Below are 13,462 nucleotides of genomic sequence, written 5' to 3' on the forward strand. Positions count from 1 at the left end.
CCCCGCGGTGCGTTGTGCCCGCAGATCGGACAGGGTCGGCGATATCGTCGCCGAGTGACGAGTCCTTCCGGAGGCAGTGACAACGGCGGCTCCACCGCGGAGCCCCAGCCCCTTGTGTGCGCCCGCTGCGGCACCCAGGCCAAAGCCCCGCAGCCCACCTGGACCTGCTCCGTGGAGAACGGCATGCGCCGCTACTTCTGCGACACCTGCTCCCGGGAGAACCTCAGAGCCATCGAGGGGCGACTGGACTCGGCCTGGTGGTAGGGCGCACGGGACGCGCCGGTCTCACGCTTCCGCCGCCGGCTCCTCCTCGTCCGGCATCTCCTCCGACACGAAGCCCGGCAGCCACTCCTCCAGTTCCTCGCGCAGCCGCACCGTCGCGCCCAGCTGGCACAGCACCCCGATTGTGCTCAAAGTCACCCGGTGGATGAGGAGGTACGCCGGGGGGAGATTGAGCTGCTTGCCCAGTTGATAGGCAGGGGAGCGGGGGTCGGCCACGCGGGCGGCCTGGCTGCGCATCCAGCCGCGGGTGAAGGTGAACTCGTCGACCTGGGCCGGTTCGATGATCGGCAGGAGGTAGTCGAGGACGGCGTCCGGATCCAGGTCGATCGATTCCTTGACGAAGCCCTCGGTGCGGAGGAGTTCGTAGACCGCGTCCGCCTCGCCGTCCAGCGTCATCCGCAGGGAGTCGCCGATGGGGGTCGGCAGGCCGCCCGGGAGGCGGTCCACCGTGCCGAAGTCCAGGACGCCCAGCCGCCAGTCGTCCTCACCCTCCGGGCCGCCCGGCAGAAGGCGGAAGTTGCCCGGGTGGGGGTCGGCGTGCAGGAGGCCGGTGCGGGCCGGGCCGGAGAAGAGGAAGCGGGCCAGGAGCTGGCCGGCGCGGTCGCGCTGCTCCTGGGTGCCGGCGGAGATCACCTCCGAGAGCGGGGTGCCGTCGATCCACTCCGTGACCAGGACCTGCTCGCACTGGTGGACCACCGCGGGGACGACGACGTCCGGGTCGTCGGCGAACTCCTCCGCGTGCGCCTGCTGGGCCTGTGCCTCCAGGTCGTAGTCCAGTTCCTCGGAGACTCGGTCCTTGAGCTCCGCGATCAGCGGCTTGATGTCCATGCCGGGGATCAGGGGACCCAATAGTCGGGCGAAACGGCTCAGTTGGTTCAGATCGGAGAGCAGGGCCTCGCCGGCTCCCGGGTACTGCACCTTGACCGCCACCTCACGGCCGTCATGCCACACGCCCCGGTGCACCTGGCCGATCGAGGCCGCCGCGGCGGGCTTGTCCTCGAACTCCAGGAACAGGTCGTGCCAGTCCTCGCCGAGCCGCCGCGCCAGCACCGTGTGCACGGTGCGCGTCGGCATCGGGGGAGCCGCCTCCTGCAGTTTGGTGAGTGCCGCGCGGTAGGGGCCGGCGATCTCCTCGGGCAGGGCCGACTCGAAGACGGACAAGGCCTGGCCGAACTTCATCGCGCCGCCCTTGAGCTCGCCGAGCACCTTGAACATCTGCTCCGCGGTGCGCTGCTGCAGCTCACGGCCGACGAGCTCCGCGGACTCGCCGACGATCCGCTTACCGAGTCCCCAGGTCGCCCGCCCGGCGAAGCCGAGCGGGAGCGCGGCGAGCTTGGCGGTACGGGTGACCGCCTTGCGGGGAAGATCAGACATGCGCCCTCCAGGTCCCAGCCAGCCGCTCCGCGTCTGCCTTACGACGTATCTCCTTCGACGGCCGTTGCTCCCCCATTGTCGCGTGCGACTCCTCGTCCTCGGAGGGGTGTTCTCCCTCACCTTTCCGCGCGGCGCCGCACGGGCATGCGGGGTGTGCCCACACCGGTCGGGCGTGCCAGCTCAGACCGGGTAGGGACACTTCCCAGCGTGCACCCGCGCTCGACGGAACGCGGCCGTCCAGGAAGGCGAGAGCGTGCGCGGCCGCCAGCCCGGCGACCGTCGTGGCCAGCGCGAGGTCACAGGGCCGCACCTCGCGCGTCCTTGCCGCCCCCGAGCGCCACTGCGCGACCAGGCGCGGCCAGGCCGGATCCCGGTCCGTGCGCCCCTCGCTGAGACAGCCGGCGCAGCTGGTCTCGCCGGGCAGGACGAGCGGGCCGACGACACCGGTGCCCTCCACGACACCGGCGTACAGATGGGGCGTACCGGACGCGATGAGGGGTTCGGCGGCGGAGGGAGAGGGTGCGTGCACCGCGACATCGTCCCGTGGCGCGATGATCACCAGGGAGTGGCCCGCGCCGTCCTCCCCGTGGGGCGAGCGGGGGCCGTGGCGCGGTGGGCGGTCCGGTGCAAAGCGGCGTGCGGTCCGCCGGGCGGCCTCGTCCCTGCGCTCGCCGACCGCCTCCGCGGGCAGTCCGCCCGGCGCGACGTCCCACGGCTCGACACGGCCGACGTCGCGCACGTCGACGTCGCCGACCCCCGCGCCCGACAGCAGCGAGGCGACCATCGCGCCCACCCGGCCGGCGCCCCTGACCTGCACGCGCAGTGAGCGTCGGGCGGCCAGGCGGGCGGTCGCCTCGCCCGGCTCGGACGTGGTCAGGGACAGGGAGGCCAGATCGGGACGCAGCCGGTCCAGGACCTCCTTCTTGCGGCGCAGGGCTTCGGCGGCCGGGCCGCCTCCCTTCGCGTCGTCGAGGAGCCCTGCCCGCGCCAGTCGTCGCACCAGCCCGTCGACATGGCCGTCCGGCAGGCCCATCCGGCGGCCCTCTTCGCGCAGCAGCTCCAGCCCGCGGGTGCCGTTGAGCAGATCGAGGAAGCTGCCCGTCGCCGTGTCCATCGGACCCAGCGTCAGCGCGTGCGCCGGAGTCATCCCGAACTGCACGGTGTTGAGATCGCGCCAGCTGCGCCTGAGCGCGGGCTTCACCAGCGGAGCCAGCGCCACCGCCGGAACGTCCGAAGTCGTCGATGCGGTCGATACCGTCGCATCCATGAACAGGCCCCCCGTTACCGTCGTGGAACATCCCGTGTGCGGCGAAGCTCGGTCGCGGCTCCGCCCGTGACTGCCAGCATGCCCTGACGCGGCGCCCGGTGCCGAAAGTTGTCCACAGGCGGTGGATATTCGTCGTACAAATCAAACGCATGGTGGGGGATCGGCATCGAACCGTTCCGGAGTCGGGACTTCCCCCATGCGCAGCGGGTAACGTCGGGGCGTGTCCGCCGACCCACTGCACCGCGCCGGAACGCCACAGCGCAAGTCGACGAGCCCGCCGTCGAGCGGCTCGGGGGCGAGCGCGATCGAGGTCCGCAGGAGCGCCCGGCGCCGCCGGACGGTCTCGGCGTACCGCGAGGGCGATCGCACCGTCGTGCTCATCCCCGCCCGGATGTCCGAGGCCGAGGAGCAGCGCTGGGTGAACGTCATGCTCGACAAGCTGGCCGCCCAGGAGAGCAAGCGCGTCCTCGGCGACTCCGAACTGTCCGAGCGTGCCGAGCGACTGTCGGCCCAGTACCTCGACGGCCGCGCCCGGCCCAGCTCGGTGCGCTGGGTCACCAACCAGAACACACGCTGGGGCTCGTGCACCCCGGCCGAGGGCAGCATCCGTCTTTCGCACCGGCTGCAGGGCATGCCCGAGTACGTCGTCGACTACGTCCTCCTCCACGAGCTGGCCCATCTACTCGTGCCCGGGCACGGCCCCCGCTTCTGGCGCCTGCTGGAGTCGTATCCCCGCACCGAGCGGGCGAAGGGCTACCTGGAAGGGGTCGTCGCCGCCGAGCGGTTGCCTCATCTGCCGGGCGCACGCGAGGAGTGACCGCTTTCCTCGGCCGTCCCCGGAGGCAGCGCTTCCGGTACGGGTGAGCCAGGGTTGTGTACCGGGTCTGTACCGGCTTCGTCCGATGTCCGAGTTTGCCGTTAGCCTGGCGCGACGCACTCACATTCGGGATGGGGGACGGTCGTTACGCATGGCCAGGGAATTCCAACGCGGCCACAAGGCCAGGATCAGTGACCTCACCGCGGGCACGGATCTGTACGTAGGAGTACAGATCTCCGCCCCGGGACTGACCTTCGACATCAGCTGCTTCGGTCTCGACGCCGACGAACGGCTTTCGGACGACCGCTACTTCGTCTTCTTCAACCAGCCGAAGTCCCCCGAGGAGGCCATCCAGCTCCTCGGCGCCCAGGCCGGTGACACGGAGTCCTTCCGGGTCACACTCGACAAGATCCCCCCGCAGATCCAGAAACTGTCCTTCACGGCGACGATCGACGGCGCCGGACAGATGTCGCAGATCAACCCCGGATACATCCGCATCGTCGCCGGTGGCGAGGAGGTGGCCCGGTACGCCTTCGACGGCTCGGAGTTCTCCACCGAACGCGCCGTGATGCTGGGTGACTTCTATCTGAAGGACGTCTGGCGGTTCGCCGCCGTCGGGCAGGGCTTCGACGGCGGCCTCGAGGCGCTGCTGAGGAACTTCGGCGGCGAGGTCGCCGAGGAGGAGGCCCCCGCCGCCCCGCAGCAGCCGCAGACCGGGGCCGGTCCCGGCTTCGCTCCGCCCGCCCAGGCCGCCGCGCCGCCCGCGTTCGGCGCCCCGGCAGGCGCGGCCCCGGCGCCCGCGCCTGCTCCCGCCCCGGTTCCCGCACCTGCTCCGGCTCCCGCGCCCGACCCGGTCCCCCAGCCCGCCGCCCAGGGCTTCGCGCCCCCGCAGGGGACTCCGCCGCCTCCGGCCCCGGCGCCCTCGGTGCACGCCCAGCCGACCATCGTCGCGCCCGTGACGCCGCCCGGCAGCACCCCGCCGCCCCCGGCTCCGGCGCCCGCGCCCTACGGCCAGCCGGGTCCGCAGCAGCCGTACGGCCAGCCCGGGCAGCAGGCCCCGTACGGCCAGGCCCCCGCTCCGAGCGCCCCGCCGCCCCCCGGCTACGCCCAGCCCCAGGCGCCGCAGGCCCCGGCCCCGCCCCCCGGTTACGGGCAGCCGACGCCGCCTCCCGGCTACGGCCAGCCGACCCCGCCCCCGGGCTACGGCCAGCAGCCTCCCTTCGGCCAGGCCCCGGGCCAGCAGGCCCCCTACGGAGCCCCGCAGGGCGCACCGCAAGGCGCGTCTCAGGGACCCGGTGTGGCCGCGGCGCTCCAGCAGTTCAAGGAGACGCCCACCGGACAGCGCTGGACGCAGCAGAACAAGAAGCTGGTCCGGGTCGACCTCGGCATCGGCGGGCATCCCGTGCTGGCCCGGCAGGGCAGCATGGTGCTCTACCAGGGCAAGGTCGACTTCAGCTACAAGGGCGCCGGCTTCGCCGGCCGGATCGTGGGCAACGCGACCGGCCAGGAAATGCAGCTGATGCGCTGCACCGGCCAGGGCCAGGTGTTCCTCGCCGAGAACTCCACGATGCTGCACCCCATCGAGCTCCAGGGCGACGGCATCTGCGTCTCCGCGGAGAACGTCCTCGCCTTCGACGAGAGCCTCCAGTACGAGGTCCGCCGCATCGAGGGCCACGGCATCCCCGGCGGCGCGCTGTTCACGATGCAGTTCACGGGCACCGGCACGATCGTCGTGAAGACGCACGGCACGCCCGTGGTCCTCCCGGTCACGCCCACGACGTTCGCCGACTGCAACGCGGTCGTCGCCTGGTCGGCCGCCGCCCAGGTGGTCGTCTCCAGCCAGGTGCGCATGCGCCGCAACGCCTACCCCGGCGACACCGGAGAGAGCGTCAACCTCCAGTTCCGGGGCGCGCCAGGCAACTTCATCGTCGTCCAGCCGTACGAGATCTGAGGGAGAGCCCGTCATGAACCAGCCGCTCGCGGGCTACGCCCCCGCACCCGTCACGGCCCGCATGGAGAACCACGGCAACCACATGCTGAAGGTCGCCATGCAGACCGGGAACGACCTCCTCGCGCGCGTGGGGTCGATGGTCGCCTACGAAGGGTTCGTCCAGTACGAGCCCAACCCGCCGGCCGTGCGCCAGATCGCCAAGGACTGGATGACCGGCGAGGGCGCGCCCCTGATGAAGTGCTCCGGCGACGGACTGCTCTACCTCGCCGACTACGGCGCCAACGTCGTCGTCATCAACCTCAACGGCGACGGCATCTCCGTCAACGCCACCAACCTGCTCGCCTTCGACGCGCACCTGACGTGGGGGGTCGAGCGGGTGAAGGGCCTGGCGAAGTTCGCCGGGCAGGGCCTGTGGAACACCAAGATCTCCGGGCAGGGCTGGGTCGCGCTGACCTCCCGGGGCAAGCCGATCGTCGTCGACTGCGGCGGCGGCGAGGACGAGACGTACGTCGACCCGGACGCGCTCGTCGCCTGGTCCCCGAACCTCAAGGTGAAGGGCAAGCGCAGCTTCAAGGCGCAGTCGCTCATCGGCCGGGGCAGCGGTGAGGCCTACCAGATGGCCTTCTCCGGCCAGGGCATCGTCGTCGTCCAGCCCAGCGAGGACAGCACCGACCGCCTCCGGGTCCGGGGCTGAGGGGGAGCCAGAGAGCCATGCAGAGTCCGATTTTCGCCTACAACGAGCAGCAGACCCAGGAGCGCTGGAGCCTGCAGAACAAGCAGATGCTCCGCGTCGCCCTGGAGGGACACGACGACATCCTCGCCCGCAAGGGCACGATGGTCGCCTACCAGGGACTCGTCGAGTTCGACGCCGAGTACCAGAGCAACCAGCAGGGACGCGCGCGTGCCCACACCGGCGAGGGCCTGGACCTGATGCGCTGTCACGGGCAGGGCACGGTCTACCTCGCCAACCTCAAGCAGCACGTCCACCTGGTGGACGTGGAACAGGACGGGCTGACCGTCGACAGCAGCTATGTGCTGGCGATGGACTCCTCCCTGCACCACGAGGTGATCGCCGTGGACAGCCTCTACGGCATCTCCGGCTCCGGGAAGTACCAGCTCAACATCACCGGCCGGGGCAAGGTCGCCCTCATGACCTCGGGCATGCCGCTGATGATGCAGGTGACGCCCGACAAGTACGTCAACTGTGACGCCGACGCGATCGTCGCCTGGTCCACCGCACTGCGCGTGCAGATGCAGGCCCAGACGCACTCCTCCGGGGTGTGGCGGCGCCGTGGCAACACCGGTGAGGGCTGGGAGCTCAGCTTCATGGGCACCGGCTACGCGCTCGTCCAGCCCAGCGAGCTGCTGCCGCCGCAGAACGCCCAGATCGGCTCGGGCCTCGCCGCGCAGTACGGCATGGGGCAGCAGGGGGCCCGGGGCCAGAACCAGGGCAACGTCTGGAGCTGACCGTCCGGAAAGCAGACGTAAGGGGCGACCGCCATTGGCGGTCGCCCCTTACACATGCCTTGACTCAGAGCTTGGGCAGGCCTCAGGACCTACACCTGCCTCAGGTCGCCAGCCGCGCGCGCGTGGCCTCCAGCAGTCGTACGACCGACTCGTCCGCTACGTCCGCCACCTGGTCGTAGCCGAACCAGCGCACGTCGAGCGACTCGTCGCTGATCGCGTGCTCCGCGTTGGGCGGGGCCAGCACGGCGTACTGGACGTCGTAGTGCCAGTGACACGGGGCCGGGATCGGGTGCCGGTCGAGACGCACCGGGCCGCCCGGCAGCAGCGTCAGCCCCGCGACGCCGGACTCCTCCGTGGCCTCGCGCAGCGCCGCGGCCTCCAGGGCGGTGTCCTCCGGCTCGCAGTGGCCGCCCATCTGCAGCCATATCCGCAGCTTTCTGTGGAGCGTGAGCAGCACCCGGCCGCGATCGGGGTCGATCACCAGGGCGCTCGCCGTGATGTGCCCGTCCCCGCAGGCCTTCCACAGGCCGTCCGGATGCGTCTCCAGATGCCGCAGGTAGGCCTGGCGCAGGTCCTCCTGGCCCTCGTACCCCTTGAGCACGAGGACCGCGTCGTCATAGAGGCTCACTCGGCGTCGTCGCCCTTGTCGTCGTCCTTCTTCAGGTTCGGCTTCTCCGCGGAGCCGCCGCCGCTCGCCGCCTCACCGAGCATCTTGTCCAGCTCGGAGAAGTCGATCTGCTCGCGGTGCACGAAGCCGTCCGGGTCGTCGAGGTCGGACGCCGTCGGCAGCATGTCCGGGTGGTGCCACAGGGCGTCCCGGCCGTCGACACCGCGCGCGTCCGTGAGCGAGGCCCACAGACGGGAGGCGTCCCGCAGCCGGCGCGGGCGCAGCTCCAGGCCGATCAGCGTGGCGAACGTCTGCTCGGCCGGACCGCCCGAGGCGCGACGGCGGCGCAGGGTCTCGCGCAACGCGTCCGCGGACGACAGGCGCGGCTTCGCGGCCGCGTGCACCACCGCGTCCACCCAGCCCTCGACAAGCGCCAAGGCCGTCTCCAGACGGGCCAGGGCCGCCTTCTGCTCCGGCGTGTCCTCCGGCTGGAACATGCCCTGCTGCAGGGCGTCCTGCAACTGCTCCGGGTTCTGCGGGTCGAACTGGCCGACCACGTCCTCCAGCTTGGCGGTGTCGACCTTGATCCCGCGCGCGTAGCCGTCGACCGCGCCGAACAGGTGCGAGCGCAGCCACGGCACATGGGCGAACAGGCGCTGGTGGGCCGCCTCGCGCAGGGCGAGATACAGCCGCACCTCCTCCTTCGGCACGCCCAGGTCCTTGCCGAACGTCTCGATGTTCACCGGCAGCAGCGCGGCCTTCCCGGCCGGGCCGAGCGGCAGGCCGATGTCGGTGGAGCCGACGACCTCGCCCGCGAGCACACCGACGGCCTGCCCGATCTGCGTGCCGAACATGGCGCCGCCCATGGAGCGCATCATGCCGATCAGCGGGCCGGCCATGGCCTGCATCTCCTCCGGCAGGACGTCACCCATCGCGGTGCCGACCCGCTCGGCGACCGGGTCCACGAGCTCCTTCCACGCGGGCAGGGTCGCCTCGACCCACTCCGCGCGGCTCCAGGCGACGGCGGAGGCCGCGCCGGACGGCAGGGACGTCGCGTCGTCCAGCCACAGGTCGGCCAGCCGGACGGCTTCCTGGACGGCGGTGCGCTCGGACGGGCCCACGCTCGCGTCCTTCGTGCCGTCCGCGGTGCCCTGGGAGACCGTCTGGCGGGCGATCTGCTTGGCCATGTCCCAGTTCACCGGGCCGCCCTCGTACGAGAGCATCTGCCCCAGCTGCTGGAACGCGGCGCCCAGGTCGCTGGGGTTGAGCGAACCGAACATGGCTGCGAAGGGATTGTCGGCGCCCGGGCCGCCAAAGCCCCCGGCTCCGGGCAGCCCGCCGAAACCGAACGGGTTGGCCGGTCCCTGACCACCGCCGCTCTGCTGGTCCTTCTTCTTGCCCTCGTCGCCGTCGTCCGGCTCCTCCGGCGGAAGGCCGAATCCGAATGGGGTGTCACTCACGGGATTCCTCGGCTGGTAAGGCCACCGGCTGGCACCGGCGGCGCGACTGCCCGATAACACCACCCAGCGTAGACACCGCGAGCCGTTCGGGCCTCGGTGCTTCGCCGACTCTCGGCCTGCGGCAGGATGGATGCCACCTGGTACGGACGCGTCCCTCGCGTTCGTACTGAAGACAACCGCTGGAGACGCCCGGTGAGTTCCCCTGATCCGCAGGTTCGCGCAGCGCGAAACCAGTCAACCCCTCCCGCGCGCGGCGTGCGCGGACCCGTCGTCGCGGTGACCGGTGCCGCGTCCGGCATCGGCGCGCTGCTCACCGAGCGGCTCGTCGCGTCGGACGAGGTCAAGCAGGTCATCGCCATCGACGAGCGGCGCGGGGAGTGCGCGGCGGCGCAATGGCACATCCTGGATGTCCGGGACCCGGCCATCGCGGACAAGCTGCGGGGCGCCGACGTGGTCGTGCACCTGGCGCTCGATCTGGATCTGGAGACGGACGCCGCCGCTCGGACGGCGTACAACGTTCGGGGGACGCAGACCGTGCTGACGGCCGCGGCGGCGGCCGGGATCCACCGGGTCGTGCTGTGCACCTCCGCGATGGTCTACGGGGCGCTGCCGGACAACGAGCTGCCGCTGTCCGAGGACGCTGAGCTGCGCGCGACGGCGGAGGCCACCGGCGTCGGGGACCTGCTGGAGATCGAGCGCCTCGCGCGCAGGGCGCCTCGGGCGCACCCGGGACTCAATGTCACCGTCGTCCGGCCGGCGGTGCTGGTGGGCGGCACCGACACCGCGCTGACCAGGTACTTCGAGTCGCCTCGGCTGCTGGTCGTGGCCGGGTCGCGGCCTGCCTGGCAGTTCTGCCATGTCGAGGATCTGTGCAGCGCCCTGGAGTACGCCGTCCTGGAGAAGGTCGAGGGGGAGCTCGCCGTCGGATGCGACGGATGGCTGGAGCAGGAGGAGGTCGAGGAGCTCAGCGGGATCCGGCGCATGGAACTGCCGTCGGCGGTCGCGCTGGGCGCGGCGGCCCGGCTGCACCGGATCGGACTGACGCCCTCTCCGGCCGGGGACCTGGCCTACACGATGTATCCGTGGGTGGTGAGCGGGAGCCGGCTCCATGACGCGGGGTGGCGCCCGCAGTGGACCAATGAGGAAGTGCTCGCGGAGCTGCTGGAGGAGGTCTCCGGACGGCACACGGTCGCCGGACGGCGGCTCGGTCGCAAGGACGCGACGGCGGCCGGCGCCGCGGGAGCCACGGTGGCCCTGCTGGGCGCGGCGGCAGTGGTGCGGCGGGCCCGGAAGGCACGGCGGCGGATCTAGGGCCGGTCCGGTGAGGCCTGTCCGGCGGCTCGTACTCGCGGCACCGCATGCACTCGCGCCACGGCATGTACGCACTCCACGACATGTACACGCTCGACGGCATGCAGACGGCATGCAGACGGCATGCAGGCGGCATGCAGACGGCATGCAGGCGGCATGTAGAAGGCTCCAACCCGCACGCGCGTGTGCCGGGCGATGACGCTATTCCCCGTCCTCGCGCGCGTGGGGCACGATGGGGCTATGGCACCTACCAACGATCACCCCGGTGAGCAGGGCGCTCAGGACCCCATCAAGCTCATCGCCATCCGCGACACGGCCCTCTCCGTCGACGAGGTCTTCCAGGCCGTCGAGGACCACGCCGCCGGTGGGACCGCGTTGTTCGTGGGGACCGTGCGGAACCACGACGGGGGTGCCGATGTCGACGAGCTCGGGTACTCCTGCCATCCCAGCGCCGAGACCGAGATGCGGCGGATCGCGGAGAAGGTCGCCGCCGAGTATCCGGTGCGGGCTCTCGCGGCCGTCCATCGGGTCGGGGACCTCAGGATCGGGGATCTCGCGGTTGTCGTCGCCGTCTCCTGTCCCCATCGCGGCGAGGCCTTCGAGGCCTGCCGCAAGCTCATCGACGATCTCAAGCACGAAGTGCCCATCTGGAAGCACCAGAAGTTCTCCGACGGCACGGAGGAGTGGGTCGGCGCCTGCTGATCCGTCCGTGGTACCCGTCCACCCCACTCCGGTTGCGTAACCGCACCCCTGGCGTGAGCGTTGTCAGTGCCAGTGGTTAATCTGTTGATCAGTCAGTTGCGGTCACTCATTGGGGATGGGAGGACGGCATGGCGGCGCTCGCCTGGTTGCTGATTCCGCTTGTGGCTGCGATCGGCGCCGGTCTCTGGGGCAGTTGGGCCCACCGGACCCGGAAGGTACGGGGTGACGGGCCGGAGCTCGACGGATATGCCCGGTTCCGCGCGGCCATGGAGAAGTCCACCTCCCGCACCTGATCACCGGGGCGTGATCACGCTGTCGGAGGCAGCCCTGACGGGGCACTGACAGGCGTGTCACGTACTGTCGTGGCATGCCACGCCGCACCGCGACGATGCTCGCCTCCACCCTGATGCTGATCGCGCTCCTGTGCGCGGGAGTGTTCATCCCCGTGCCGTACTCGGAGATGTCCCCGGGGCCGACGGTGAACACCCTCGGGGAGCACGACGGCGAGCCGGTGCTGCAGATCTCCGGGCACAGGACCTACCCGACGACCGGGCACCTCAACATGACCACCGTCCGGGTCACCAGCGCCGACTACAAGATGAACCTCGTGGAGGCCGTCTACGGGTGGCTCGCGCATGACAACAAGGTCGTGCCGCACGACACCCTCTACCCGGACGGCAAGACCGAGGAGGAGTCCACCCAGGAGAACGCCGAGGAGTTCAGCCAGTCCCAGGAGAGCGCCAAGGTCGCCGCCCTGGAGGAGCTGGACATCCCGGTGCAGAGCTGGGTGATCGTCTCGACGGTCGTCAAGGCGACCCCCGCCCAGGGCAAGCTGCACGCCGGTGATGTGATCAAGGCCGTCGACGGTACGGTCGTGAAGGAACCCGCCGACGTCGCCAAGCTCGTGACCAAGCACAAGCCGGGCCAGGACGTCGTCTTCACCATCGTGCCGGCCAAGGAGCAGGTCGCCGCCGAGAAGGAGCGCAGGGCGCCGGCGAAGACCGAGAAGGTCACGATCAGGACCGCCGAGTCCGACGACAGCGGTGAGAAGCGCGCCATCGTGGGGATCTCCGCCGGGACCGACCACACCTTCCCGTTCACCATCGACATCAAGCTCGCCGACGTCGGCGGACCCAGCGCGGGCCTCATGTTCGCGCTCGGGCTCTACGACAAGCTCACCCCGGGCAGCCTCACCGGCGGCAAATTCGTCGCAGGCACCGGCACCATCGACGACGACGGCAAGGTCGGCCCCATCGGTGGCATCGAGATGAAGACCATCGCCGCGCGCGACAGGGGCGCCCAGTACTTCCTCACGCCCGCCGACAACTGCGCGACCGCCGCCCGGGACGTCCCGGAGGGGCTCACCCTCGTCAAGGTCGGCACCATGAACGACGCCCTAGAGGCCCTCAAGGACATCCGCTCCGGCGACACCGCCGACCTGCCGCAGTGCACGACCAAGAGCTGACCAAGAGCTGAAAACCAGTCCCCGGGTACGGCGGTGGGGGCGCCCCTCACCTCAAGGGGCGCCCCCACCGCCGTACAGGCCCTCAGTGTCGGACGCGTCTCGTGGCCGTACCGGAAGGCTTCAGTCCTCGAACGTCGCCGCCAGCGCCTCCGCCAGACCAGGAACCAGGTCCGGGCCGGTGAGGACCTCGGTCGGGGTGTCCTTCTCGCGCAGGCGCAGGGCCGACTCGCGGGCGCCGTCGCGCAGCACCGCGACCGTCATGCGGACCTCCTGACGGTCGGGGTGGTCCGCCACCCACTTCGTGAGCTTGGCCTCGCTCAGCCCCTCCGGGACCTGGGCCTCGGCGGACGGGGGCAGCATCAGGCGCTCGACGGTGAGAGCGCAGCCGACCACCGCGTCGGGCCAGGCGATCGTGCCGAGGAACTCGTCGAGCGGCTTGCCCGTTGGAATCTCGTCCTGCTCGATCGGGGTCAGGCCGGAGGACTCCTGCTCGTCCCCCAGGCCGAGCTGGGCGGCGAGCCCGGGTTCCTGGGCCCGCAGCCGTGCGGTGTCTACGAGGGCGAAAAGGCGGGCGGGCTGGTCCCAGCCGAGGCCGGAGGCGTACTCGTCGATCTCGAGTACGGCCCGGGTCAGCGGGCTCGCTGCCATGGGAGTGTTGGACATGGTCACAATCCTGCCTCGTTCCCGGCCGGAATCGGGAACCGAGTAAACGGTGAGTAAGTTGCATAGGTGTGGGCCCACGATCACGCGGGGCCACGC

Annotated in this window: 14 protein-coding genes; 9 read left to right on the forward strand and 5 right to left on the reverse strand. The window is 71.0% G+C overall.

The genetic code is table 11. The features are described from left to right. Positions 1-54 precede the first annotated feature (54 nt). Positions 55-264 (forward strand): hypothetical protein, encoded by a 210-nt coding sequence (locus tag AQI70_RS37845; RefSeq protein WP_078504049.1) that lies wholly within the window; start codon positions 55-57, stop codon positions 262-264. A 21-nt stretch (positions 265-285) separates the two neighbouring features. On the opposite strand, the gene AQI70_RS28505 is transcribed toward AQI70_RS37845, so the two are convergent. Both AQI70_RS28505 and AQI70_RS28510 read right to left on the reverse strand, forming a co-directional pair. Continuing rightward, the gene (locus AQI70_RS28505) at positions 286-1,656 is read right to left on the reverse strand and encodes an ABC1 kinase family protein (protein ID WP_062155070.1); all 1,371 of its coding nucleotides are present in this window, start codon (positions 1,654-1,656) and stop codon (positions 286-288) included. Continuing rightward, a complete protein-coding gene (locus tag AQI70_RS28510; protein ID WP_062155502.1) occupies positions 1,649-2,869 on the reverse strand; it encodes a TOMM precursor leader peptide-binding protein in 1,221 nt (406 codons plus the stop codon). The genes AQI70_RS28505 and AQI70_RS28510 overlap by 8 nt, the downstream gene beginning before the upstream one ends. Positions 2,870-3,143: 274 nt before the next feature. Here AQI70_RS28510 and AQI70_RS28515 point away from each other — a divergent pair, with 274 nt between their 5' ends. The 4 genes from AQI70_RS28515 (at position 3,144) to AQI70_RS28530 (ending at position 7,158) form a co-directional block, all read left to right on the forward strand. Then, positions 3,144-3,740, forward strand: coding sequence for a M48 metallopeptidase family protein (locus AQI70_RS28515; protein WP_003998091.1), 597 nt, complete (start codon positions 3,144-3,146; stop codon positions 3,738-3,740). A 151-nt stretch (positions 3,741-3,891) separates the two neighbouring features. After that, positions 3,892-5,691, forward strand: a complete 1,800-nt coding sequence (locus AQI70_RS28520; protein ID WP_062155073.1) for a TerD family protein — start codon at positions 3,892-3,894, stop codon at positions 5,689-5,691. Between the two features lie 13 nt (positions 5,692-5,704). Next, a complete protein-coding gene (locus AQI70_RS28525) occupies positions 5,705-6,385 on the forward strand; it encodes an AIM24 family protein (RefSeq protein WP_030974882.1) in 681 nt (226 codons plus the stop codon). Positions 6,386-6,402: 17 nt separating this feature from the next. Next, positions 6,403-7,158 (forward strand): AIM24 family protein, encoded by a 756-nt coding sequence (locus AQI70_RS28530; RefSeq protein ID WP_062155075.1) that lies wholly within the window; start codon positions 6,403-6,405, stop codon positions 7,156-7,158. A 100-nt stretch (positions 7,159-7,258) separates the two neighbouring features. Here AQI70_RS28530 and AQI70_RS28535 read toward each other — a convergent pair whose 3' ends face one another. Together AQI70_RS28535 and AQI70_RS28540 are read right to left on the reverse strand one after the other, a co-directional pair. After that, entirely contained in the window at positions 7,259-7,786 is a 528-nt protein-coding gene (locus tag AQI70_RS28535; protein ID WP_062155077.1) for an NUDIX hydrolase, read from the reverse strand. Beyond that, complete coding sequence (locus AQI70_RS28540; protein ID WP_062155079.1) at positions 7,783-9,225, reverse strand: zinc-dependent metalloprotease; 1,443 nt, start codon at positions 9,223-9,225, stop codon at positions 7,783-7,785. Before AQI70_RS28540 ends, AQI70_RS28535 begins: the two co-directional genes overlap by 4 nt. 192 nt (positions 9,226-9,417) lie before the next feature. Here AQI70_RS28540 and AQI70_RS28545 point away from each other — a divergent pair, with 192 nt between their 5' ends. From AQI70_RS28545 to AQI70_RS28555, 4 genes are all read left to right on the forward strand, one after another. Then, positions 9,418-10,536 carry an SDR family oxidoreductase gene (locus AQI70_RS28545; protein WP_062155082.1) on the forward strand — a complete coding sequence of 373 codons (1,119 nt, stop codon included), beginning with the start codon at positions 9,418-9,420 and terminating at the stop codon, positions 10,534-10,536. A gap of 240 nt (positions 10,537-10,776) precedes the next feature. Then, a complete protein-coding gene (locus AQI70_RS28550) occupies positions 10,777-11,238 on the forward strand; it encodes a molybdenum cofactor biosynthesis protein MoaE (protein ID WP_003998084.1) in 462 nt (153 codons plus the stop codon). Positions 11,239-11,366: 128 nt separating this feature from the next. Beyond that, positions 11,367-11,531, forward strand: coding sequence for a hypothetical protein (locus AQI70_RS39680; RefSeq protein WP_003998083.1), 165 nt, complete (start codon positions 11,367-11,369; stop codon positions 11,529-11,531). A gap of 74 nt (positions 11,532-11,605) precedes the next feature. Then, positions 11,606-12,703: a YlbL family protein gene (locus AQI70_RS28555; protein WP_062155084.1), complete on the forward strand. Its 1,098-nt coding sequence runs from the start codon at positions 11,606-11,608 to the stop codon at positions 12,701-12,703. 120 nt (positions 12,704-12,823) lie between these two features. On the opposite strand, the gene AQI70_RS28560 is transcribed toward AQI70_RS28555, so the two are convergent. Further along, complete coding sequence (locus AQI70_RS28560; protein ID WP_037886716.1) at positions 12,824-13,366, reverse strand: PPA1309 family protein; 543 nt, start codon at positions 13,364-13,366, stop codon at positions 12,824-12,826. Between the last annotated feature and the right edge of the window lie 96 nt (positions 13,367-13,462).

The sequence above is a fragment of the Streptomyces curacoi genome, from assembly GCF_001513975.1.
Lineage (GTDB): Bacteria > Actinomycetota > Actinomycetes > Streptomycetales > Streptomycetaceae > Streptomyces > Streptomyces curacoi.